This is a genomic window from Protofrankia sp. CiP1_Cm_nod3 (genome assembly GCF_982290655.1).
Genome location: NZ_CEVIVD010000113.1, coordinates 1 through 1,815 on the forward strand (window position 1 = coordinate 1; position 1,815 = coordinate 1,815).

Here is a 1,815-nt window from a genome sequence, read left to right on the forward strand (position 1 = left end):
CGGTCGCCGGTCGCCGCGCGCCCGCCGCACCGGGGACGGGGCCGGGGCGCGGATACGGACGGTCGGGCCGGGCCCGCTGCGGCGGGCCGGCCCGCCGGCGATTTCCGCCGGCGGGCCGGCCCGGTACGGCGCCGGAGCACCGACAGCGCCTTGCGGTGGGTACGCTGGGCGGCGCCTGTAACTTCCCGGCTATGTGACTTCGAGTGTTCTTTTTATTGCTTGTTGTTATCATTGCTGGTTTTTGTCTGCTGTCCCGTCCGCTGTCCGTCTGATCCGCTGTCTTCCCAAGGAGCCTTACCGTGCCCGTCGTCCTGGTTGCCGAGGAGCTGTCGCCGGCCGGGCTGGAACTGCTGTCCGGCGAGTTCGAGGTCCGCCATCTCGACGGGACCGACCGGGCCGCCCTGCTGGGCGCGATCCCCGAGGCGGACGCCCTGATCGTGCGCAGCGCGACCAGGGTGGACGCGGAGGTGCTCACCGCCGCCCGTTCGCTCAAGGTCGTCGCCCGGGCGGGGATCGGGCTGGACAACGTCGACGTCGCCACCGCCACCACCCGCGGTGTGATGGTCGTCAACGCCCCGCTGTCGAACATCGTCAGCGCCGCCGAGCACGCCGTCGCGCTGCTGACGGCGGTGGCCCGCCGCATCCCGGCGGCCACCGCCGCGCTGCGCGGCGGTGAGTGGAAGCGCTCGAAGTACGTCGGCGTCGAGCTCGCGGACAAGACCGCGGGCGTGGTGGGCCTCGGGCGCATCGGCCTGCTGGTCGCGCAGCGGCTGGCCGCCTTCGGCATGAAGATCGTCGCCTATGACCCCTACGTCTCGGTGGGCCGCGCCGCCCAGCTGGGGGTGCGCCTGGTCGACCTCGACGAGCTGCTGCGGATCAGCGACGTCATCACGATCCACCTGCCCAAGACGCCGGAGACGATCGGCCTCATCGGCCGGGACGAGCTCGAGCGGGTCAAACCGGGCGTGATCATCGTCAACGACGCCCGGGGCGGGCTCGTCGACGAGGCGGCCCTCGCCGACGCGGTCCGCGACGGCCGGGTGGGCGGCGCCGGCATCGACGTGTTCGCCACCGAGCCGACCACCTCCTCACCCCTGTTCGAGCTGGACAACGTGGTGGTCACCCCGCACCTGGGGGCGTCCACCGCGGAGGCGCAGGAGAAGGCCGGGGTCGCGGTGGCCCGGTCGGTGCGCCTGGCGCTGCGCGGCGAGTTCGTCCCGGACGCGGTGAACGTGCAGGCGGGCGGGGTGGTGGCCGAGGACGTCCGCCCGGGGCTGCCGCTCGCGGAGAAGCTCGGCCAGCTGTTCACCGGCCTCGCCGGCGGCCTCGCCGCCGCGATCACCGTCGAGGTCCGCGGCGAGATCGTCGCCCATGATGTGTCGGTGCTGCAGCTCGCCGCGCTCAAGGGCGTGTTCACCGACGTGATCGAGGAGCCGGTCACCTACGTCAACGCGCCGCTGCTCGCGAAGGGCCGGGGCGTCGACGTCGCGCTGGAGACGTTCGAGGACAGCCCCGACTACCGCAACCTCGTCACCATCCGCGGTGTGCTCGCGGACGGGACGCCGGTGTCGGTGAGCGGCACGCTGACCGGCCCCCGGCAGGTCGAGAAGGTCACCGCGATCGACGACTTCGAGGTGGACATCCGACCCCAGGCGCACCTGGCCTTCTTCCGGTACGAGGACCGTCCGGGGGTGGTCGGCGCGGTCGGCGCGCTGCTGGGCGAGGCCCAGATCAACATTGCCGGCGCGCAGGTCAGCCGTCGCAAGGCCGGCGGCGAGGCGCTGATGTCGCTCTCGCTCGACGACGCGGTGCCCG

The 1,815-nt window shown here is 72.8% G+C and carries 1 protein-coding gene; it reads left to right on the forward strand.

The window, feature by feature from the left end; all coding sequences use genetic code 11:
- Nucleotides 1–299: 299 nt before the first annotated feature.
- A partial coding sequence (gene serA / locus AC5LUJ_RS18305; RefSeq protein WP_493465361.1) for a phosphoglycerate dehydrogenase occupies nucleotides 300–1,815 on the forward strand: 1,516 nt, incomplete at its 3' end.